Annotated in this window: 20 protein-coding genes and 1 tRNA gene; 5 read left to right on the top strand and 16 right to left on the bottom strand. The window is 73.4% G+C overall.

What is annotated here, in order from left to right; all coding sequences use genetic code 11:
• Together DVA66_RS04195 and DVA66_RS04190 are read left to right on the top strand one after the other, a co-directional pair.
• The coding region (locus DVA66_RS04195; RefSeq protein ID WP_157973829.1) for an LCP family protein at positions 1-1,080 on the top strand (1,080 nt) is incomplete at its 5' end.
• Between the two features lie 16 nt (positions 1,081-1,096).
• Positions 1,097-1,498, top strand: coding sequence for an SRPBCC family protein (locus tag DVA66_RS04190; RefSeq protein ID WP_114558918.1), 402 nt, complete (start codon positions 1,097-1,099; stop codon positions 1,496-1,498).
• Positions 1,499-1,532: 34 nt separating this feature from the next.
• On the opposite strand, the gene DVA66_RS04185 is transcribed toward DVA66_RS04190, so the two are convergent.
• The 3 genes from DVA66_RS04185 to DVA66_RS04170 all read right to left on the bottom strand — a co-directional run bounded on the left by DVA66_RS04185 (position 1,533) and on the right by DVA66_RS04170 (position 5,243).
• Positions 1,533-1,787, bottom strand: coding sequence for a hypothetical protein (locus DVA66_RS04185; RefSeq protein ID WP_114558917.1), 255 nt, complete (start codon positions 1,785-1,787; stop codon positions 1,533-1,535).
• Complete coding sequence (gene treS / locus DVA66_RS04180; protein WP_232821749.1) at positions 1,780-4,056, bottom strand: maltose alpha-D-glucosyltransferase; 2,277 nt, start codon at positions 4,054-4,056, stop codon at positions 1,780-1,782. Before treS ends, DVA66_RS04185 begins: the two co-directional genes overlap by 8 nt.
• Positions 4,057-4,577: 521 nt before the next feature.
• On the bottom strand, positions 4,578-5,243 hold the full coding sequence (locus DVA66_RS04170) for a MerR family transcriptional regulator (RefSeq protein WP_114558915.1): 666 nt from the start codon (positions 5,241-5,243) through the stop codon (positions 4,578-4,580).
• Positions 5,244-5,425: 182 nt separating this feature from the next.
• On the opposite strand from DVA66_RS04170, the gene DVA66_RS04165 reads away from it, so the two are divergent.
• Both DVA66_RS04165 and DVA66_RS04160 read left to right on the top strand, forming a co-directional pair.
• Positions 5,426-5,770, top strand: coding sequence for a hypothetical protein (locus DVA66_RS04165; RefSeq protein WP_157973828.1), 345 nt, complete (start codon positions 5,426-5,428; stop codon positions 5,768-5,770).
• An 89-nt stretch (positions 5,771-5,859) separates the two neighbouring features.
• Positions 5,860-6,930, top strand: a complete 1,071-nt coding sequence (locus tag DVA66_RS04160; RefSeq protein WP_157973827.1) for an SMP-30/gluconolactonase/LRE family protein — start codon at positions 5,860-5,862, stop codon at positions 6,928-6,930.
• A gap of 735 nt (positions 6,931-7,665) precedes the next feature.
• On the opposite strand, the gene DVA66_RS04155 is transcribed toward DVA66_RS04160, so the two are convergent.
• The 4 genes from DVA66_RS04155 to DVA66_RS04140 all read right to left on the bottom strand — a co-directional run bounded on the left by DVA66_RS04155 (position 7,666) and on the right by DVA66_RS04140 (position 12,299).
• Positions 7,666-8,805, bottom strand: coding sequence for an acyl-CoA dehydrogenase family protein (locus DVA66_RS04155; RefSeq protein WP_114558923.1), 1,140 nt, complete (start codon positions 8,803-8,805; stop codon positions 7,666-7,668).
• A gap of 129 nt (positions 8,806-8,934) precedes the next feature.
• The gene (locus tag DVA66_RS04150) at positions 8,935-9,723 is read right to left on the bottom strand and encodes an EI24 domain-containing protein (RefSeq protein ID WP_114558912.1); all 789 of its coding nucleotides are present in this window, start codon (positions 9,721-9,723) and stop codon (positions 8,935-8,937) included.
• 223 nt (positions 9,724-9,946) lie between these two features.
• A complete protein-coding gene (gene glpK / locus DVA66_RS04145; protein ID WP_114558911.1) occupies positions 9,947-11,461 on the bottom strand; it encodes a glycerol kinase GlpK in 1,515 nt (504 codons plus the stop codon).
• 22 nt (positions 11,462-11,483) lie between these two features.
• The gene (locus DVA66_RS04140; protein WP_114558910.1) at positions 11,484-12,299 is read right to left on the bottom strand and encodes a carbon-nitrogen hydrolase family protein; all 816 of its coding nucleotides are present in this window, start codon (positions 12,297-12,299) and stop codon (positions 11,484-11,486) included.
• A gap of 87 nt (positions 12,300-12,386) precedes the next feature.
• Here DVA66_RS04140 and DVA66_RS04135 point away from each other — a divergent pair, with 87 nt between their 5' ends.
• Complete coding sequence (locus tag DVA66_RS04135; RefSeq protein WP_114558909.1) at positions 12,387-13,085, top strand: NUDIX hydrolase; 699 nt, start codon at positions 12,387-12,389, stop codon at positions 13,083-13,085.
• Positions 13,086-13,316: 231 nt separating this feature from the next.
• Here the strand turns inward: DVA66_RS04135 and DVA66_RS04130 are convergent, their stop codons facing one another.
• The 9 genes from DVA66_RS04130 to DVA66_RS04090 form a co-directional block, all read right to left on the bottom strand.
• On the bottom strand, positions 13,317-14,192 hold the full coding sequence (locus tag DVA66_RS04130) for a Bax inhibitor-1/YccA family protein (RefSeq protein WP_114558908.1): 876 nt from the start codon (positions 14,190-14,192) through the stop codon (positions 13,317-13,319).
• Positions 14,193-14,263: 71 nt separating this feature from the next.
• On the bottom strand, positions 14,264-15,076 hold the full coding sequence (locus DVA66_RS04125) for a hypothetical protein (RefSeq protein ID WP_157973826.1): 813 nt from the start codon (positions 15,074-15,076) through the stop codon (positions 14,264-14,266).
• Between the two features lie 50 nt (positions 15,077-15,126).
• Positions 15,127-16,458, bottom strand: coding sequence for a threonine/serine exporter family protein (locus DVA66_RS04120; protein ID WP_232821748.1), 1,332 nt, complete (start codon positions 16,456-16,458; stop codon positions 15,127-15,129).
• A 92-nt stretch (positions 16,459-16,550) separates the two neighbouring features.
• On the bottom strand, positions 16,551-16,898 hold the full coding sequence (locus DVA66_RS21880) for a winged helix-turn-helix transcriptional regulator (RefSeq protein WP_269801589.1): 348 nt from the start codon (positions 16,896-16,898) through the stop codon (positions 16,551-16,553).
• 458 nt (positions 16,899-17,356) lie between these two features.
• Positions 17,357-17,429, bottom strand: a tRNA-Leu gene (locus tag DVA66_RS04110).
• 107 nt (positions 17,430-17,536) lie between these two features.
• Positions 17,537-18,808 carry an alpha-galactosidase gene (locus DVA66_RS04105; RefSeq protein ID WP_198671467.1) on the bottom strand — a complete coding sequence of 424 codons (1,272 nt, stop codon included), beginning with the start codon at positions 18,806-18,808 and terminating at the stop codon, positions 17,537-17,539.
• On the bottom strand, positions 18,805-19,740 hold the full coding sequence (locus tag DVA66_RS04100; RefSeq protein WP_114558906.1) for a Ppx/GppA phosphatase family protein: 936 nt from the start codon (positions 19,738-19,740) through the stop codon (positions 18,805-18,807). Before DVA66_RS04100 ends, DVA66_RS04105 begins: the two co-directional genes overlap by 4 nt.
• Positions 19,737-20,282: a DUF501 domain-containing protein gene (locus DVA66_RS04095; RefSeq protein ID WP_408608890.1), complete on the bottom strand. Its 546-nt coding sequence runs from the start codon at positions 20,280-20,282 to the stop codon at positions 19,737-19,739. Before DVA66_RS04095 ends, DVA66_RS04100 begins: the two co-directional genes overlap by 4 nt.
• Positions 20,279-20,863, bottom strand: a 585-nt coding sequence (locus DVA66_RS04090) for an FtsB family cell division protein (protein ID WP_157973825.1), incomplete at its 5' end; no start/stop codon positions are given. The genes DVA66_RS04090 and DVA66_RS04095, both read right to left, overlap by 4 nt.

Below are 20,863 nucleotides of genomic sequence, written 5' to 3'. Positions count from 1 at the left end.
GCCGCGCGGCAGCCGCGGCCCGAGCCCGCCCGGCGCGAACCGGTGCGCCCCGTCCCCGCTCCCCCGCCGGCGCACGACCCGCACGAGCCGCACCCGCCGACACGGACGCGCACCCGCCGCCGGCACCCGGTGCGGCGCTTCTTCGCCGTGCTCGGCGTGCTGCTGCTGGCGCTGCTGGTCTGGCTGGTCGGCGTCCCGGTGTACGCCTGGACGCAGGGCGACGACGTCGAGGCGTTCCCGACCGGGGAGCGCCCGGACGGCCAGCCGGGCGAGCTGTACCTGCTGGTCGGCTCGGACTCCCGGGAGGGGTTGTCGGAGGAGGAGCGCGACCGGCTGGGCACGGGCGATGCCGAGGGCCGCCGCGCCGACACCATGATGCTGCTCTACGTGCCGCCGGAGGGCCCGCCGGCGCTGGTCTCGCTCCCCCGCGACTCCTACCTGGAGATCCCCGACAACGGGTCGAACAAGCTCAACGCCGCCTACGCCTTCGGCGGACCGCAGCTGCTCACCGCCACGGTCGAGCAGAACACCGGGCTGCGGGTCGACCACTACGTCGAGATCGGCTTCGGCGGCTTCGTCGAGGTCATCGACGCGGTCGGTGGGATCGAGATGTGCGTGGAGGAGCCGATCGAGGACAAGGCCTCGCGGCTCGATCTCGAGGCCGGCTGCCAGACCATGGACGGGGGCACCGCGCTGGGCTACGTGCGGATGCGCAAGGCCGATCCCCGCGGGGATCTGGGCCGGGTGGAGCGGCAGCGCGAGATGCTCGCCGCGCTGGCGCAGGAGGCCGCGAGCCCCGCCACGGTGCTCAACCCGGTGCGGTACTGGAACCTCAACCGCGCGGCGGGTGGCGCGCTGTCGACCGATTCCGGCACCGGGGTGTTCGACGCCGGGGCGATGGCGCTGGCGATGGCCCGGGTGGCCGGCGGTGACGGGCTCACCCTCACCGTCCCGATCGGCGACCCCGACTACGCCACCTCGGCCGGGTCGTCGGTGCTGTGGGACAGCGAGGACGCCCCGGAGATGTTCGACGCGATCGCCCGCGGCGACTCGGCCGCGCTGGCGCAGTTCACCGAGTGAGCGGGGAGGACGGGCGATGAGCTGGTTCGGGGCGGGGGCGGCGCACACCGTGGCGGTGGCCGGTCCGGTGCCGGTGGCCGAGGCGTGGGAGCGCTACCTCGACGTCGCCCGCTGGCCGGAGTGGTCGCCGCAGATCCACTCGGTGGAGACGGCCTCGAGCCGGCTCGTGCCGGGGATGAGCGGTACCGTCCGCACGGTGCTCCCGGTGGCCGTGCCGTTCACCGTGGAGACGGTGGACGCCACCCGGCACGCCTGGTCGTGGCGGGTCGGCACCGGCTCGCTGACGGTGCTGATGGAGCACGAGGTGGTCCCCCGCGACCGCGGGTGCGTCGCCACCCTGACGGTGCACGCGCCGCTGCCGCTGGCCTTCGGCTACGGGCAGGTCACCCGGCTGGCGCTGCACCGGCTGGTGCACTGACACTCCGCCACGAAGCCGGTCCGGGGTCGGGGGCTCAGTCGTGCCCGTGCTCCGGGCTCTGCACCGACTCCTCGAGGGTGCCCTCCGGGTCATCGGTGCGGGCGTCGGAGTCGTGCAGGATCTCCGCGGCCTGAGCCTGCGGGTCGTCGCTGCCGACGACGTCCTCCTCCGGCAGCAGCTGGGCCCGCTCGGCCTCGCGGAGCTCCTCGGAGTGCTGCTCGCCGGAGGCGGGGGCGCGGCCGGTGCCGTCCGGCTGCGGGGTGTTCTCGTGGGTGCGCGGTTCAGTCATCGTCGCCGTCCTCCTTGATGATCAGGGCGAGCCCGCCGAACGGGCCGAGGGAGACCCGGAAGCTGCCGAGGTCGTCGACCTCGGCCACCTCCTCCTCGGTGGTGAGGTCGACCACGCGCGCCCCGATGGGCAGCTGCGGCGACATCACCGTGCCGCGGATCTCCTCCTCGCCGAAGTTCAGCACGGTCACCTGCACCGCACCGACGGCGAGGCGGTTGACCAGCACCAGCATCGCGGCGTGGCTGCCGTCGGGGACGTCCAGCAGCTCGCCGGTGGCGATCCCGTGGGCCTCGCGGACCGCCAGCAGCCTGGCCAGCCGGGAGGCGAAGGAGGACGGGTCGGCCAGCTGCTCGGGCAGGGTGCCGTAGAGCGAGGTGGCCCGCAGCATGCCCGAGGATGACTGGTTGGCCTCGGGGTTCCAGCCCATCAGGTCGTGGGCGCCGCGCTCGAGCCAGCGGGTGTCGCCGGTGCGGATCAGGCTCTTCACCTGCTCCCGGGTCAGCGGCAGCGTGCCGCACAGGTCCCAGCCCGACAGCGCGAACACCCCCGGCTGCCAGGCGTTGTACATGGCCAGCAGCAGGTGCGCGGAGCGGATCCGCTCCACGTCGTCCTCGCCGATCTCGTCGAGGTCGGTGATGCCGAGGGAGGCGGTGATCACCGAGGCGGTGGTGCAGGCGATGCCGTTCTGGGTGAAGATCGCGTTGTACGGCCCGGCCTCGCCGGTGAGCTCCTGGCGCAGCGTCTCGCGGACGTGCTCGGCCAGGTCGGAGCCGACCATCTCGACCCCGCCGAGGGTGTAGCGGTCGTCGCGGTGGGTGGTGGCGAAGTGCACCAGCTCGTAGGTGAGCTCGTCGTGGTTCTGCAGGGCGTGCACCAGGGAGGCCTGGTCGATCCCGACCCGCATCCCCTCCCGCAGCACGAGCCGCAGGAACTCGGTGTCGCCGGTGGCCAGCGCGTGGTGGTAGGCGGGCCGGGTGATGAAGTCGTAGGACAGGTCCGGGCCGGTCTCCGAGGTCGCCTTGATGGCGTCCATGGTGAGGTTCAGCTCCTGGAAGGTGAACCCGCCGACCTTGCGCACCATCGAGCCGATCAGCTGGTTGGCCGCCTCCGACAGCGGGTGGCCCTCCGACCAGGCCGGCGACTCCTCGGCCGAGCGCTCGACGCCGAGGAAGCCGTTGGCGTCCAGCCGCAGCCCGCCCGAGCCGAGGTCGAGCAGGGAGTGCAGGGCGTCGCCCATCACCAGCCGCATCCCGGCGAAGGTGGGGTCGAGCCAGTTGATCGAGGGCTGACCGGCCTTGAAGTAGTGCAGGTAGACCCAGCGGCGCCGCTGGCCCGTGGTGTCGGTGACGGCGCGGGTGGCGCTCCAGTTGGTCTCCTTGACCCCGGGCTCGTAGAAGATCACCCGCTGCAGCTGGCCGATGATGTAGCCGGCGTCCTGCAGCTTGCGCTCGGTCTCGGCGTCGAGGTTGACCGAGTCCTCGCCCTCGGGGACGTCGGGCAGCAGGCCCCAGTCGCTCTCGGGGATCTCGACCATGTGGTAGATGCCCGGGTAGTCGCGGTAGTTCATCTCCGCGAGGCGGAAGTCCGCGCCCTTGCCGGTGTGGCCGGGGACGATGTCGTCGATGATCGTGCCGCCGTGGGCCGCGGCCTGCTCGCACATCTGGCGGAAGTCGTCCTCGCTGCCGAACAGCGGGTCCATCGCCATCGCGATCCGGTCGAAGTGGCCGTCGATGCTGGGGGTGGGCTCCCAGCCGGTGATGCCGCCGGCCATCTTCACCGGGCCGGTGTGCACGGCCTTGATGCCGATCTGCTCGAAGCACTGCCACAGCTCGTCCGCGCCGAGCGCGTTGAGGAAGGACTGCCCGCGTCCGGTGATCAGTGACAGCGGGTAGGCGGTGAACCAGACCGAGGCGGTGTCGACGGCCCGTCGCGGGTTGGGGTGCGCGAAGGGGTTGTTCCACATGCTCGACTGCCCGGCCAGCTGGCGGGCCATCATGGTGGCGTCGCCGAGCATGGACTGGTTGACCAGCCACTCCACGTACGCCTTGTTCGTGCCGGTCGGCTCGAACGGCGGGGTGAGGTCGCCGGTGAAGGTGAGCTTGCGCCGGGCCCGGGGGCGCAGCGACCGGGGACGCGCCGGGTAGAACTGCTCGTCGAAGTTGAGCTCGGAGCCGCCCTCGCCGTCCTCGCCGGGTTCGCCGACCCCCGGGGCGGGGATGGGCGGCATCTCCTCGACGACGGGCTCGTCGGCTGTCGACTGCTCGCTCACGCGCACTCCCCACTCGGGCCGCTGGTGCTGGGACCCGTCCATCCTGTCATTGGGTCGACCGTGCGCCCCAACCCGGCACGGGGGCGGGACGGGACCGGGTCCGCGGGGTACGGTCGGAGCACCGTCTCCGCAGCCCGGAGGAGGCCCATGACGACCGGTCGCCCGTTCCGGCCAAGCACCTGGCCCGCTGGTCGCTCGGCGGGATCCTGGTGCTCGCCGGCACCAGCCACCTCACCGTCGCGCGCGAGCCGTTCCGGGCGCAGGTGCCCGGCTGGTCGGACCGCGTGAAGCCGGCCACCCGCGGGGCAGCGTTCGTGCAGGCAGAGCGCGAGCGTCTGCCACGGTGGCGCATCGTCGAGCGAGGAGATCACGGCCTGACGGTCGAGCACGAACCCGCCAGGACCATCACTGCGTCCGGGGTGTCCATCCCTGGTGCTCCAACGGGGACAACTGGTTGATGTCCACGGCTCCACGGGAGGTCACGCGGTCGGCGCCGTGCCCCACCGGCGCTGCTCGGGCGCTCATCCCGCGCTGGGCGCCTTGGGGGAACCCCCGCCAGCGTGCTGGGAGAACCTGCCCGCGAGGGCGGACTCCTGGGCCAGTCGCCGGAGGGCGGAGAGGACGGCGTCGCCCAGCACCGTGGCCGCGATGACCGCCTCGGCCCGGACGTCCTCACCCTCCAGGGCGAGCAGCTCCTCGACCTCGCGGCGGGCCAGCCCCTCGGCCGCGGCAGCGTAGTCGTCGAGGGCAGCCAGCAGCTCCTCGCGGCCCACGCCCTGCAGCGTCGCCAGCGCGGAGGCCAGGGACGATCGAGCAGGGTTGTTCTCGCGCACCCGCCACCCCCGCCGCGCGATGAGGTCGTCGACGCGGTCCAGGGCCTGTGCCGGTGGCTCCTTCGCCGAGGGCTTCCGCCCGGTGGTGAGCCCGTACTGCACCTGCCCGAGCACGGCGAACTCGTTCCCCGACTTGGCCTCCATCGCGGCGATGACTCCCTTGGCGGCCTCGATGGAGAGCCCGCCCACGTCCAGCAGGGCCCGCACGAGCCGTAGTCGCCGGACGTGCGAGTCGTCGTAGACCGCCTGGTTCGGACTGGTGAGCTGACCAGCAGCGAGCAGGCCCTCACGCAGGTAGTACCGGATCGTCGCAGCAGGGACCCCGCTGCGGGCACTCAGCTCCGCCATGCGCATGGCCCGAGCGTAGCGCGCGACTATCTATAGTGGAACTGCATGTAGTTGTGCTATATGTATTGCGTCGACGTTACCGATGGAGGACCACGATGACTGCTCCCGCCCTTCCCACCGCACCGGCTCCTGCTGGTCGATCTCCCTGGCCGACACGCATCGCCCTCGGAGTACTCGGCGTGTTCACGATGACCCCCGCACTCGCGCTGGTCTCGCCGGCCCAGCTCGCCGGCTACGGCGTCACCGCTCCCGACGCGGTGGTCCTGACCCTCCTCCAGCACCGAGGGATGCTGCAGTTCGCCCTGGGGGCCGCCATCGTCTGGGCCGGGTTCGACCGGCGGGTCCGGGTGCCGATCCTCCTGGGGGCCACGATCACCAAGGGCACCGGGGTGCTGCTGACGCTCATCCGCCCCGAGGTGCTGGCCGCATCGGCGGGGAACGTCGGCCTGTGGTTCGATCTCGTCTGCCTCGTCGTGCTACCGGCGGTCGCGGTGACAACCCTCGCTCGCGGCCGCCAGGACCGCGCCCGATGAGCGCCTCCTCGGTGCGCCGCCCGGTCGTGCCAGCGGCCGACGTGCCCCCGCGGCGGCGTGGCTGGCGACCACGCCGCAGGACGGTCGCGGTGGTGGTCGGAGCCGTGCTCCTGACGCCGGTGCTGGCGCTCGCGGTGTTCTTCCTGTCCGTCCGGGCCCCCGTCAACGACTTCAGCCCCGAACCGTGGCGGCCGGGTGAGCCGGCCGCCTTCCCACCCGACGTCACAGCGCCCGCCGACGTGTCGGTGTTCACCGACCACACCATCCACGGCCCCGAGGACATCGTCCTCGACGGCGAGGGGAACCTGTACACCGGCGACCGGGACGGAGTCATCTGGCGGTTCGCCGCCCTGGGTGGCGCACCTGAACGGTTCGCCGACACCGGCGGCCGCCCCCTGGGCCTCGCCTTCGCTCCCGACGGACGCCTGATCGTGGCCGACCACGGTGCCGGCCTGCTGGCCGTCCACCCCGACGGGACGGTCGAGACTCTCGTCAGCCAGGTGGCCGGTCGTCCCGTCCTCTTCGCCAACGACCTGGACATCAGCGCCGACGGCGTCGTGTACTTCAGCGACTCCAGCTTCCGCTACAACACCCACACCCTCGGCGAGCAGTCCTCCTCCTACCTCCTCCCCGACGCCATCGACGGTCGCGCGAGCGGTCGGCTGCTCTCGCACGACCTCACCACCGGGCGCAGCGAGGTCCTCCTCGACGACATCTACTTCCCCAACGGGGTCGCACTCACCGCCGACGGTTCGACGCTGTGGCTGGCGGAGTCCAACCGGTACCGCGTCCTCGAGTACGACCTGGCGTCGGGCAGCACCCAGACGGTGTACGAGAACCTGCCGGGAACGCCCGACAACATCGATCGCGACGCGGAGGGGCGCATGCTGGTGGCGATCTATGACCGCAACGCCGCCCTCGACGCCCTGGTGCTCCCCTACACCGTCTCCCGACACGTCCTCATCCGCCTCCCCAGTCACCTCTTCGTCAACGAGGAGGAGCCACTCAGGGGCAGCATCCTGGTCGCGCGGGACGACGGGACCACCGTCCGCCACCTCACGGGACTCACCCCAGCGGCCACGAGCGTCCATCCCGCGGGCGACCGCTGGTACCTCGGCGCGCTCCTGGGCCAACCGGTGCGCTGGATCGCGGCGCCATGAGCGAGCTCACGTCCTCCGAAGCCGCGTCGGGCGGGGTGAGGAGCGACACGACCGGGCGTCGCCGAGCGCAGGGACGTGTTCAGCGGCGGGCCGCCCGCATCCTGCACCTCGTCGCCGCAGCGCTCCTCGGCGCGTTCGTGTACGCACCTCCAGCCGTCGCCGAGCCCCTCAGGGCCACCCTGCAAGTTGTCGTCCTCCCTGGCGCAGCGGTCACCGGGCTGTTCTTGTGGAAGCAAGCAGTTGTCCGGGGGACCCTTCGTCGCCTGCGTCAGGCTGCGAGCCGATCCTTGGGTCAACGTCATCGCTCCAAGCGCGGAACGGTCCCGCAACCGACGACCGATCAGCGGCGAGAAGACCGGCGAACCAGACGGAAGGGCGGGCGGGGCGGTGCGGGGCGATGAACACGAACGCCTCAGGGTGGCACAGAGGGCACAGAGGGTCTGTGAGCATCACCATGTTGAAGCCGACGAGATGTCCGGGGGCCCAGCTGACCGACTGACGCCCCTGGCGCAGGTGCCCCAGCAGGACGTCGACCTCCGAACCAGATCACGGAGATCGCCCCTGAGCACAAGCAGGACGTCGACCCGGCGCCGTCACCCGCATCCGGAGGCCCCCGCAGCCGGTGGACGACCGCGGTGCCGATCTCGCCGTTCGCCCCGACCACCAGCGCCCGTCCCTGCAGGGCCTCCCCCATGGCGGCAGCCCAGGAGCGACCGCCGACGAGACCGGGCCGGGTCAGCGGCGCAGCAGCTGGCGGGCCATGACGATGCGCTGCACCTGGTTGGTGCCCTCGTAGATCTGGGTGATCTTCGCGTCGCGCATCATCCGCTCCACCGGGAAGTCCTTGGTGTAGCCGTAGCCGCCGAGCAGCTGCACCGCGTCGGTGGTGACCTCCATCGCGACGTCGGAGGCGTAGCACTTGGCCGCGGCACCGAAGAAGGGCAGGTCGGCGTCCCCGCGCTCGGACTTCGCCGCGGCGGCGTAGGTGAGCTGGCGGGCGGCCTCCAGCTTCATGCCCATGTCGGCGAGCATGAACTGCAGGCCCTGGAAGTCGGCCAGCGGCCGGCCGAACTGCTTGCGCTCCTGGACGTAGCCGAGCGCGAAGTCCAGCGCCCCCTGCGCGATCCCGAGCGCCTGCGCGGCGATGGTGACGCGGGTGTGGTCGAGGGTGCGCATCGCGGTGGCGAACCCGGTGCCCGGCTCGCCGATCATCCGCGACGCCGGCACCACGACGTCGTCGAGGTAGACCTCGCAGGTCGGCGAGCCCTTGATGCCGAGCTTGCGCTCCGGGGCGCCGAAGCCGACCCCCTCGTCGTCGGCGCTGACCACGAAGGCGCTGATCCCGCGGCTGCCGGCGCCGGGGTCGGTGACGGCGAAGACGGTGTAGAAGCGGGAGATCCCGGCGTTGGTGATCCAGCGCTTGACCCCGTTGAGCCGGTAGCCGTCGCCCTCGGCCACGGCCCGGGTGCGCATCGCCGCGGCGTCCGACCCGGCCTCGGGCTCGGACAGGCAGTAGGAGAACATCGCCTCCCCCGACGCCACCGGCGGCAGGAACTCCCGGCACAGCTCCTCGCTGCCGCTCAGCAGCAGCGGCAGGGTGCCGAGCTTGTTCACCCCGGGCACCAGCGCCGTCGACGCGCAGGCCCGGGCCACCTCCTCGATGACGATGCAGGTGGCCAGTGCGTCGGCGCCGACCCCGCCGTAGGTCTCGGGCAGGTGCGGGGCGTGCAGGTCGGCGGCCCGCAGCGCGTCGTAGGAGGCCTGTGGGAACTCCGCCCGCTCGTCGGCCTCCGCGGCGTTCGGTGCGACCTTGGCCTCGCACACCTCGCGGACGGCGGCGCGGAAGGCATCGTGCTCGTCACTGGGCCGATACATCTCCGTGAAGTCGGTCACGTCGGCAGCGTACAACGCGTTGCTACTGGTGAGTAACTACCGTCGGCCGGGCGACATCTTCCCGCTCGAGCGCGCCGCTCGGCGTCGTCTGGCGTCCCTGCGCGAGCCCGGTCAGGCCGCAGGCGCGGAGGGCTGCGGCGCGGGACGTCCGGGTTCGGGCGCCAGCAGCTCGCGGGCGAGCAGGGTGCCGGCCGCGCTGGCGACCGGGAACACCGCGATCGCGACCAGCGGCAGCGCCAGCAGCAGGAACAGCGGGACACCGAAGCCGAGGGTGCGGGCGGGCTGGCGGCGCATCGCGGCCCAGCGGTCGCGGAGCCGGAACCGGCCGCGGCGCTCGAACCCGCCGCCGACCATCTCGGTGGTGATCATCCAGCCGCCGAAGACGGCCGACACCACGCCGCCGACGACGGTGCCCACCACGGGCACCAGCCCGAGCAGGAACAGCGGCAGCGCCGCCAGCGCCGAGATCGCCACCAGGGCCAGCACCTGCCGGATCGTGCGGGGCACCGAGCGCAGCAGCGGCTCCTCCACGGCGGCCGGGACGTCGCCCAGCAGGTCCTCGGCCTCCTCCCCGATCCGGTCGTACAGCGGGGACCCGACGGCCAGCGTCACCGCGCTGAAGGCGATGACCATCAGCGCGCCGGTCGCCACCAGCAGCGCGATCGCCACCAGCACCCGGAACGCCTCGACCCAGCCCCAGCCGGCGGCGAAGGGGGTGAGCGCGGCCGCCACGTCCATCGCGTTCACCGCGAGCAGCACGAACAACCCGCCCAGGACCAGCGAGACCACCAGCGGCGGGATCAGCCCCAGCCCCAGCAGCCGCGGACGTCGGGTCATCAGCCGCAGCCCACGGGGCAGCAGCGCCGCCCCGGCCAGCGCGTTCGCAATCGGGTTCGCCACGCGCACAGCGTAGGGCGCGGAAGGCCGCGCGGGCGCCGCCGTCGGGGGCGGGTCAGGGACGTCCCTCGCCGCGTCGTCGCGATCGCCCTTCGACAGGCTCAGGGCGTTGGGGCACGTCGCGCGGTCGAGCGGGGAGATCGCCCTTCGACAGGCTCAGGGCGTTGGGATGCGTGCGGCGGTCCGGCGCCGGGTTCGCCCTTCGACAGGCTCAGGGCGCTTCTGGCTAGCGGGTGTCGTCGTCGACCCAGTCATAGGTGCGCTGCACGGCCTTCTGCCAGTTGCGGTAGAGGCGCTCGGCCTCGGCGCGCTCCATCCGCGGCTCCCAGCGGCGGCCCTCGCTCCACTGCTCGCGCAGCTCGTCCAGGCCGTCCCAGAAGCCGACCGCGAGCCCGGCGGCGTAGGCCGCCCCGAGGGCGGTGGTCTCGACCACCCGGGGGCGCACCACCGGGATGCCGAGCACGTCGGCCTGGAACTGCATCAGCGTGTCGTTGGCGACCATGCCGCCGTCCACCTTGAGCTCGCTGGCCGCCTCGTCGGCGTCGGCGTCGGCTGCGGCCAGCACGTCGCGGGTCTGGAAGGCGACCGACTCCAGCACCGCCCGGGCCAGGTGGCCCTTGGTGACGTAGCGGGTCAGCCCGACCAGCGCGCCGCGGGCGTCGGGACGCCAGTAGGGCGCGAACAGCCCGGAGAACGCCGGGACGAAGTAGGCGCCGCCGTTGTCCTCCACGCTGAGCGCGAGCTCCTCGATCTCCGGCGCCTCGCGGATCAGCCCGAGGTTGTCCCGCACCCACTGCACCAGCGAGCCTGTGACCGCGATCGAGCCCTCCAGCGCGTAACGCACCGGCTGGGTGCCGAGCTGGAAGGCGACGGTGCTGAGCAGCCCGTGCTCGGAGCGGACCAGCTCCTCCCCGGTGTTGACGATGAGGAAGTTGCCGGTGCCGTAGGTGTTCTTGGACTCCCCCGCCTCGAAGGCCACCTGTCCGAAGGTGGCGGCGTGCTGGTCGCCGAGGATGCCGGTCACCGGGGTCTCGCGCAGCAGGCTGGAGGGCTCGATCCGCCCGTACTCCTCGCTCGAGCTGCAGATCCTCGGCAGCATCCGCACCGGGACGCCGAGCTCGTCGAGGATGGACTGGTCCCACTGGCACGTGCGCAGGTCCATGAACAGGGTCCGGCCGGCGTTGGTGACGTCGGTGGCGTGCACGCCGCCGTCCGGCCCGCCGGTGAGGTTCCACAGCAGCCAGGTGTCGACGGTGCCGAAGTGCACCTCCCCGGCCTCGGCCCGCCGGCGCAACCCGTCGACGTTCTCCAGCAGCCAGAGCAGCTTGGTGCCGGCGAAGTAGGTGGCCAGCGGCAGCCCGGTGACCTCCCGGAACCGGTCGGTGCCGCCGTCGGCGGCCAGCCGGTCGACGATCTCCTGGGTCCGGGTGTCCTGCCAGACGATCGCCGGGTGCACCGGCTCCCCGGTGGCCCGGTCCCACACCACGGTGGTCTCGCGCTGGTTGGTGATGCCGACGCAGGCGATGTCGTGGCGGGTGATGTCGGCCCGGGACAGTGCCTGGCCGATCACCTCGCGGGTGTTGCGCCAGATCTCGGCGGCGTCGTGCTCGACCCAGCCGGCCCGGGGGAAGGACTGCCGGTGCTCCAGCTGCCCGGTGGAGACGACACCGCCCGAGTGGTCGAAGACCATGGCCCGGGTGGACGTCGTCCCCTGGTCGATCGCGAGCACGTACCGGGCCACGGGGCGGTCCTTCCTGGAGGGATCAGCTGAGCCGGGCGTTGGCCAGCACCGGCAGCTGCTCCCGGACGCGGGCGACGGTGTCGGCGTCCACGTCGGCGAGGAGCAGCTCGGGTCCGGCTCCGGCCCGGGCGGCCACCGTACCGTCCGGGCCGATGACGGCGCTGCGGCCGATCCCGGTCGGCGCGCCCGGTGCCGCCTGGACGCCGGCGGCCGCCGGCTCGGACTGCGCGCAGGCCAGCACCCAGGAGGTGCAGTCCAGGGCGCGAGCGCGCAGCAGCAGGTCCCACTGCTCGGCCTTGCCGGGGCCGGCGGCCCAGGAGGCGCAGACCACCACGGCGTCGGCGCCGGCCCGGGCCAGCGCGGTGAACAGCGCCGGGAACCGGACGTCGTAGCAGGTGGCGAAGCCGACGGTGAGGCCGCCGACCTCCACGGTGAGCAGCTGCTGCCCCGCCGTCACCGTGGCGGACTCGGCGAAGCCGAAGGCGTCGTAGAGGTGGATCTTGTCGTAGCCGCGGTGCAACCCCGGACCGGTGACCAGCAGCGTGTTCGTCACCTTCGGACGTCCCGGATCCGACCGGGTCTCGGTGCTCGGGGTGAACATGCCCAGCACCACGGTGAGCCCGCTCTCCTCCGCCAGCTCGCGCACCCGGGTCGCGAAGGGGCCGTCCAGCGGCTCGGCGACGTCGTCCAGCCGGTGCCCGAAGGCGCGCTGCGTCGCCTCCGGGAGCACGACCAGCTCGGCCCCCCGCTCGGCCGCCGCCCGCACCTGCTGCTCGACCAGGGTGAGGTTGGCCGCGACGTCGCGTCCGGTGGTGACCTGCGCCAGGGCGATCCGCATCCCCTCACCCTAGGCGGCCGATGACCGGCCGGTGGGCTCCCGCCTGTCGCCGGCACCCGGTTTCGCCGGATGAGGCAAGATGACGGGATGGACATCGTGGGGCTCTCGGTCTCCTCCCTCGATGTGGTCTACCGGCACCGGCTGGCCCACGGGGAGGATCCCCGGCACGCGGCCGCCGCGCGCGGCTGGAAGGTCGAGCGTGCCCTGCGCGCCGAGCTCTCCGGGGACGACCTGGAGCTCGCCCTGCTCGTCTCCCCCCTGCGCGGCGGCCCCCGCACCCCGCCGCGCACCCGACCCGCCAGCGTGACCGGCGCCGTCGTCCGGCAGCGTCCGGCCGCCTACGGGATCGTGCTCTGCGAGGACTCGCTGCTCGCCACCGAGTTCTCCTCGCTGACCGGGGTGCCCGGCCAGTGGGGGTTGCCCGGCGGCGGCATCGAGCACGCCGAGGACCCGGCGCAGACGGTGGTCCGCGAGGCCTGGGAGGAGGCCGGCCAGGAGCTCGAGGCGCCGGTGCTCATCGACGTCCAGTCCGACCACTGGGTCGGGCACGCGCCGAGCGGGGTGCTGGAGGACTTCCACGCGGTGCGACTGATCTACGCCGCCCGCTGCCCCCGGCCGAGGCGGGCGGTGGTGCACGACGTCGGCGGCACCACCTCGGCCGCGCAGTGGGTGCCGCTGCAGCGCTGGCACTCCGTCTCGTGGACCCGCGGTGCGCGCTCGCTGCTGCAGCGCCACCTCGACAGCTGCGTCAGCGGCCTGTCCGCCGAGTTCTCCTGCCGCTCCTGACCGTCCCCTCCCCCGCCGGTTCGAGGTGATACCGGACGCTGCGTCCCGCACGATCACCTCGAACCACGGATGGGTGCTCCCCTCCCCACCGCCGGTTCGAGGTGATGGCGGACGCCCGGGAGCGCGCGATCACCTCGAATCGCGGAGGGTGGAGCGAGGGGTGGACGGAGGGGGCCGGGCCGCGACGAGGCCCGCCACCCCGGGGGGTGGCGGGCCTCGGCGGTCTGAGGATCAGCGCCGGAAGTAGGAGATGATCCGCAGGATCTCGATGTAGAGCCAGACCATGGTGACGGTCAGGCCGAAGGCGGCCAGCCAGGACTGGGAGGCCGGGGCCCCGTTGCGGACGCCGCGCTCGACCAGGTCGAAGTCGAGGATCAGGTTGAGCGAGGCGAGCACCACGCCGAGGATCGAGACGCCGATGGCCAGCATGCTGACCGGGCCGTCCACGCCGGCGCGGAAGCCGAGGCCGCTGCCGCCGTTGACGCCGAAGATCGCCAGCGCGAAGTTCAGCAGCATGGCCAGGCCGAAGGAGACCGTGGCGATGATCAGCACCTTGGTGAACACCGGGGTGACGCGGATGACCTTGAAGCGGTAGGCGACCAGCATCACCGCGGCCACGACCAGGGTGGCGAAGACGGCCTGGATGACGATGCCCGGGTAGGACTGCTCGAAGACCATCGAGATCATGCCGACGAAGACGCCCTCGAGGACGCCGAGCAGCAGCGCGGCCACCGGGCCCACCTTGGAGCGGAACCCGACCACCAGCGACAGCACCACGGTGCCGAGGCCGCTGACGACCATCAGCGGCAGCGCGGCCTGGATCGGCAGCAGGCCGGTGATGATCGAGGCCCACGTGGCGCCGGCCACCAGGATCATCAGACCCATGACGACCAGCGTCTTGGTGAGCACGTCCTCCATGGTCATCCGACCCTTGGACGGCGTCGGCGCACCGACCGGGCCCTGCTGGTAGGGGTTGGCTCGGCGCGGGTCCTGCGTGCCGAACCCGGGCGCCTGCTGCGGGTAGGCGCCCCACTGGCCCTGACCCTGGCGCGCCCGCGGGGCGAACGCCTCGTCCTTGGTCAGGATGGGGTTGCTCGTGCGGAGCATGTGTCCTCCTCGGGAAGTCTCTGCACCCCGATCCTACCGGGCTGCACCAGGCTCGTGGTGGTGGCGCGAGCTCAGCCGGCGGCCTGCTCGCGGGCGTAACCGCGCAGGTCGTCGACGGCCGTCCCGGTGGCCTGACCGCGTTCGGCGACCTCGGCGTCGAGGGTGGCCGCGGCCTGCTGCAGCCGCTGCAGGTAGCGCTCGTGCAGCCCGGTGAGCTCCCCGGCGGCGTCCTCCTCGCCCCCGCGCACCCGCTCGGCCAGCGCGGCGTAGTCCTCGACGTGGGCGGCGTGGGCGTCGGCGAAGGTCTGCCAGGCCCCGTCGGGCACCTCGCGCAGCGACTGCACCCGCTGCAGGCAGGGCGCGCTGGCCGAGGCGATCTGCTCCGCACTCGGGCCGGCCGCCAGGTCGAGCTCGGTGTCCCAGCTCGGGCAGGCCGCCCCGGCGCCCTGCAACGGCAGCAACGCGGTGCTGTAGCGCTCGAGGTAGCCGTCGAGCTCGTCCACGGCGGTGTGCAGGGTCTGCAGCCGGCGCGCCACCTCCGGGTCGTCGGCGGCGCGCAGCCGGTCGAGGGCGGCGGTCTGGTCCTGCAGCTGCACCGTCTGCAGCTCGATCGCCCCGACCAGCTGCTGCACCTGGTCGGGCCCGGGGGCGGAGACCGCGGCCGGGGCGCGTCCGACCTCGGCGGCCAGCAGCGTGACGAAGTCGCTGGTCAGCGCGCTCTCCTGCTCGAGCCGGGTGTAGTCGGCGGCCGACGGCGGGCGCCAGGCGTTCCAGCCCAGCAGGCCCATGACGCCGAGGACGAGCAGCGCGAGCACCGCGCCGACGACGGCCACCATGACGGTGAGTGGGGAACGTCGCGGACGGTCGGGGCTGGACGGCGGCACGGCCCCGAGTGTGCCAGCGCCGCCCGACCGTCCGGGTTGGGACGGCGCAGTCAGCTGTCGGGGTGCCGGACGGGCCGGGAGCGGAGCGGACCGACCAGACGCGGGCCGGACAGCCGGCGTTCCAGCCGGCGCGCCTCCCGGGCCAGCGGCTGGGCGATGTACTCCCCGAGGATCACTCCGGCGGCCAGGGCGAGCGCGATCGAGGCGGCGGTGACCATGGCGACGATGCCCTGCGTGCTGGCCTCCACGCCGCCCTCCCCCAGCAGCGAGAGCCCGCGGTAGATCGTCAGCCCGGGCAGCAGCGGCACCACCGCCGAGACGACGACCACCAGCGGCGGGACGTGCACCCGACGGGCCACCGCGTAGCCGACGACGCCCACCCCGACGGCGGCCAGACCCACCGGCCACAGCCGTCCGAAGCCGAGCTCCTCGACCACCCGGGACAGCCCGGTCGCCCCCGCGGCCACCAGCGCCACCGGCAGCAGCACCACGACCCGGGCGTAGCTGGCGTAGGCGAACCCGGCCGCGGCGACGCCGGCGCCGACCCCGAGCAGGGCCAGCTCCACCAGACCCGGCGGGGAGGGGTCCATCCGCCCGATGTCGACCCCCAGCACCCCGGCGGCGGCGAGACCACCGGAGACGCCGACGATGATGCCGGCGGTGGAGAGCATGACCTCCAGCAGCCGGGCGCCCGCCGTCACGTAGAAGCCGCTGAGGGCGTCCTGCAGAGCACCCATGAAGCCGATCCCGGCCAGCAGCATGACGATGTTGGCGGTGACGACCAGGGAGGGGTCGATGCCGTCCACCCCGAACAGCGCCACCACCACCGCCCCGACGGTGGCGATCGCGCCGCCGGCGGCCTGCTGGTAGAAGGTCGGCAGCCGGCGACGGGTCAGCAGCGCCTGGGTGCGGTCGATGACCATGGCGGTGACGAGGGCACTACCCACCACCCAGGCCCCGCCGCCGAGCATCAGCGCCACCCCGGCGGCCATCACGCCCCAGCCGGAGGTGACCGCCCACCGGCGTCGGTGGTGGCCGGTGGAGAACAGCGTGAGGATCGAGGCCCGTGCCGAGCGCAGCGACTCCTTACCGGCCAGGATCCGCGCGATCAGGTGGTCGACCCGGGTGAGGTCCTCGTAGTCGATGCCGCGCTGCTTGACCTGGCGGATCATGGTGTGGGCGGGTTCGCCCTCGGCCGGCTGGTAGCTCATCGAGAGCGAGGTGAAGGTCACGTCGATCTCGGCGTTGCGCAGCCCGTAGTGGCGGGCCACCGAGTCCATCGCGAAGGTCACGTCGGCCGCGCCGGCGCCGTTGGAGAGCAGCATCTCCCCGATCCGCAGGCACAGGTCGAGGACGCCGGTCACGTCGTTCTGGGCAGGCACGGGGCAAGGGTGCCAGAGCCGGCGGACGCCCGGACCCGGCGCGAGAGACGGGTGGACCGTTCGCCTGCGGCGTCCCCGCCCGGGTCGAGCCCTCAGCCCGTGGCGTCGTGGTGGGTCCGGCTGCGGACGATCTCGTCCTGGTGCCGCTGCACCCACCCGACGAGGTGGTCGACCGCACGCGCCAGCGAGCGGCCGAGATCGCTCAGCTCGTACTCGACGCGGGGCGGCACCTCCGCGTAGGCGGTCCGGGTGACGAGTCCGTCGCGGGCCAGGGCGCGGAGGGTGTGGCCGAGCATCCGCCGGGAGATGCCGGGCACGGCCTCGTGGAGAGCGGTGAGGCACCGGCCCGTCCTCCAGGGCAGCGACGACCAGCATCGTCCACCGGTGTGCGTTGCTGACGTCGAAGTGCGTGTGGCGGAGGGGGAAGCGACCGCTGCCACGCCCGCGTTCCGGCGATCCTCACGACCACCGATGACAGAACCGGAGACGACATGACCGCCACGACCCAGACCGACGGCGACCCCGGCGCACGACCGACCCACCCGGCCCTCGACGTCCGCCACGAGACGTTCACGCTCGAGCGCCGTCTCGACCTCCCGCGGTCGGCGGTGTCTGCCGCCTTCGCCGACGAGCAGGCCCGACGGCGCTGGTTCCGGCTTCCCGGATCGGGGGCGACGTACCGCCACGAGTTCCGCCTCGGCAGCGGTCCGGACGCCCACAGCACCTCCAGGCTCCCGGATGCCGCTCCGGAGCGCCTGACCGACCACTCCCACTACCTCGACATCGTCCCGGAGCGGCGGAACGTGTTCGCCTACGGATCGGTCGTGGACGACCTGCCGCGGTGGACGTCCCTCGACGAGCCGCGGCGGGGTGAGGTGCCGTGGAGCACGTTCCGGTGTGCCCCCGGTGGGACTCGAACCCACACTGGAGCGGGTTTAAGCCGCCTGCCTCTGCCGTTGGGCTACGGGGGCCCCGGCGCTCAGCATGCCAGGGCCTCGACGCGGACGAGGCGACCGCCCGGGGGACGTCCGCGGAGGTCCCCCAGCTCCCCGGCGGCCGGTGACCAGGACCACGACGGTCAGGAGAGCAGGAACAGGGCGGCGTCGTGGGAGGCGAGGTCGACGACGACGCCGTCGGTGACGTCCGCCTCGGCGCCGGTCCAGGCCTCGCGAGCCCGGGTGCGGCCCTCGCCCGCCACGCTGGCCAGCGGGATGGTCCGGCGGAGCCGGTCGGGACCGATGGCGAAGACGGCCACCACCAGCTCCTCACCGAGCCGGGCCGTCCAGACCACGTGGTCACGTTCCCGGAGCACCTCACGCGGTCCGGTGGCCGCGTCGTTGACCGCCAGCAGCAGCGGGTTCTGCAGCAGCGCGATGGTCTGCGGCGGGCTGGTGGGCAGGTCGCCGCCGACGAAGAACGGCGAGCGACCGACTCCCCACAGGGTCAGCAGCGTCCGCTGCTCGGCCCAGGTCAGCCGCGAGGTGCGGTCCGCGCCGACCTCGGCACGGATCCCCACCCGGCCCAGCGGCAGCATGTCGGCGTCGGCGAAGGCGCCCTCGCGTGACAGCGGCGCCCAGCGGGCCAGCCGGGTGAACATGTCGAGCACGTCGTCCCAGGAGTCCCACAGGTCGCTGGAGATCCGCCACATCGTGGCGTGGGCGGCCAGGTGCTCGGCACGCGTGGTGGAGACGTCCACCCCCGGCGACAGGCTCAGCTCGATCGGGCGTCCGGTGGCGGCCAGCTCGGTGGACAGCGTCTCGATGTCCCAGGCCCGGTAGGGCCACAGCATGTCGTCGGCCTTGACGAAGTCGACGCCCCAGTCCGCCAGCTGCCGCGCCACCGAGGCGTACCAGGCGGCAGCGTCGGGGTGCTCGGAGCGGACGCCGGCGTTGTCGGGGTTCCAGCTGCAGCCCTGCTCGGGGTCGGCCAGGTCGGCCGCCGTCACCTCGGTGCCGAGCACCGGCAGCCGCTGCTCCGCCGCCCGCCGCGGGATGCCGCGCATGATGTGCACCCCGAAGCGCAGCCCCAGGGCGTGCACCTGCTCGGCCAGTGGGGCGAACCCCCGACCGTCGGCGGCGGAGGGGAACCGGGAGACGTCGGGGATGGGACGGCCCCACCGGTCGAGCTGGACGTCGGCGTCGGCGTGGTAGCCGCCGGCCCCCACCGAGGCCGCGTACCACTGGATGTCGACGACCACGGTGTCCCAGCCGTGCGGCAGGAGGTGCTCGGCCAGGAACCGGGCGTTGGCCAGCACCTCGGCCTCGGTGACGGTGGTGCCGTAGCAGTCCCAGCTGTTCCACCCCCGCGGTGGCCGGGTCGGGCGTCCGACGGCCACCGGTGCCGCGGTCACCGGCGGTCCCGCTCGAGCAGCTGCAGCACGATCCCGTCGAGGATGTCGGTCTCGCTGACGGTCAGCGCGTCGGCGCCGATCCGCTCGGCCAGCCGCTGCACGATGACCGCGCCGGCGGAGATGACGTCGGCCCGCATCGGGTGCATCGACGGGATCTCGCGCAGCTCGGCCACCGTGCGGGCGACCACCGACTCGCACAGCGGCACCAGCTCCTCGCGCGGGATCACCGCGCCGTGCACCTTGGTCGGGTCGTAGGCGGACAGCTCCTGGTGCACCGCGGCGAGGGTGGTCATGGTGCCGGCCACACCCACCCAGGTACGGGCGCGCTCGATCGCCACCCCGCTGGAGTCGAGCATCGCGTCCACGTGCTCGACGGTGGCCCGGATCTCGTCCTGGCTGGGCGGGTCGCCCTTGAGCAGCCGCTCGCGCAGCCGCACCGAGCCGATGTCGATGCTGGTGGCAGCCAGGATGCGGCGCTCCTCGCCGAGGACCAGCTCGGTGGACCCGCCGCCGATGTCGACCACCAGCACCGGGTCGGGGTGCTCGTCGATCCCGCTGACCGCGCCGGTGAAGGAGAGCACCGCCTCCTCAGAGCCGGTGATGATCTCGGCGTCCACGCCGAGGCGCTCGCGGACGCCGGCGAAGAACTCCTCGGCGTTGCCGGCGTCCCTCGCGGCGGAGGTGGCGACGAACCGGGTGTGGGCGGGGTCGACGCCGTGCTCGCGCAGCAGGTCGGCGTACATCTCGCAGGCGGCGAAGGTGCGCTGCAGGGCGTCGGGGTGGAACTCGCCGGTGGCGTCCACCCCCTGCCCGAGCCGGACCATCTCCAGCCGACGGTCGACCTGGGTGAGCCCGCCGGCCCCGTCGTCGTCGGCCACCAGCAGGCGGATGGAGTTGGTGCCGCAGTCGATGGCGGCGCAGCGCTCACTCACGCGTCCTCCTCGTCGGGTCGGATGTCGTCATCCAGGCAGGGGCGCTGCCAGAACTCCCCCACCGCCGTCACCGCCTCGTCGCCGAGGACGTTCACGCCCGGACCGGCGGCCAGGGCGTGCCCGACCAGCACGTGCAGGCACTTGACGCGGGTGGGCATGCCTCCGGCGCTGACGCCGGCGATCTCGGGCACCTCGCCCAGCCGGGCGCGGTCGGCGAGGTAGGCCTCGTGCGCCCGCTGGTGGGCGGCCCGCAGCTCCTCGTCGCCGGCCAGCCGGTCGGTCATCTCGGCCATCATGCCGGCCGACTCCAACCGGGAGCAGGCCGCGGTGGCGCGGGGGCAGGTGAGGTAGTAGGTCGTTGGGAAGGGCGTGCCGTCGGGGAGCCGCGGCTCGGTGGCCACCACCCCGGGACGTCCGCAGGGGCAGCGCCAGGCCACCCCGGCGACGCCGCGGGGCACCCGGCCGAGCTGGGCGCCGATCGCGGCCTCGTCGTCGGCGCCCATCGGCTCCAGACCGGGCAGCGGGGAGTCGTCCGGGATCATCGGGGCTGGTCGCGCTCCGGCACCTCGGCCGTCTCCTTCGGCGGCGGCGCCGGGTGGTCGGCCGCCTCCAGGCTGCCGGCCATCCGCGCCCACCAGGCGTCGGCGTCCGGCCGGTCGCCGTCGCTGCGCTCGGAGTCGATGGTGGTGCCGCCGTCGACCGGCTCCCCGTCGGGGCCCAGGACGACGTAGCCGGTCTCCCCCGGCATCACCCATCCGAGCCGAGCGCGGGCCTGGGCCTGCACGTAGGCCGGGTCCTGCCAGCGGTCGAGGTGGTCGCGCAGGGTGTCGATCCGCTGCTGGGTGGCCGCGATCTCGGCCCGCGCCTCAGCGGCCTCGCTCTGCTGGTTGAGGTAGATCCGCAGCGAGGACGCGTAGGACAGCACCAGCATCGCCAGCACCACGGCCAGCGCCACCGCACGCCGGGTGACCCCGAGGGTGCGGTGGAACCGGGGCGCGGCGGCCGGCGCCTCGTCCGGGCTGGTCGGGGAGGCGGCCGGTGCTGGCAGCGTGGTGCCCGGGGTGGAGCGCACCTTGGCGCGGGCCTGCGTGCGGGCCCGGGGGGTGCTGGCGCTGCGGGGGCG

Source organism: Desertihabitans aurantiacus (assembly GCF_003344635.1).
Lineage (GTDB): Bacteria > Actinomycetota > Actinomycetes > Propionibacteriales > Propionibacteriaceae > Desertihabitans > Desertihabitans aurantiacus.
Note: the sequence above shows the minus strand (reverse complement) of the source record. Positions and strands in the feature narration are given on the sequence as shown.